1 pseudogene is annotated in these 256 nt (G+C 47.3%); it reads left to right on the top strand.

The annotated features are described in order from the left end of the window. Positions 1-222: pseudogene (gene gltD, locus SB772_RS43095) on the top strand (glutamate synthase); the annotation flags it as partial. Positions 223-256 lie beyond the last annotated feature (34 nt).

Raw genomic sequence — 256 nt, 5'->3', positions numbered from 1 at the left:
GGTTTTAGACCAAGTCCTGCTGATTGGTTCGAGTCTCAGCAAGTGGCGATGGACAGCTCTGGTCGCGTACTAGCAGCCGAAAAGCAAACCTTCAAATTCCAGACTCAAAATCCTAAAATCTTCGCTGGTGGCGATATGGTGCGCGGTTCTGACTTGGTTGTGACCGCGATTTGGGAAGGTCGCGAAGCTGCGGAAGGTATTTTAGACTACCTAGAAGTATAATACGCTAGCGCAATAGACTATTACTCATTAATAC

The organism is Paraburkholderia sp. SIMBA_030 (assembly GCF_046535245.1).
Taxonomy (GTDB): Bacteria; Pseudomonadota; Gammaproteobacteria; order Burkholderiales; family Burkholderiaceae; genus Paraburkholderia.
Note: the sequence above shows the minus strand (reverse complement) of the source record. Positions and strands in the feature narration are given on the sequence as shown.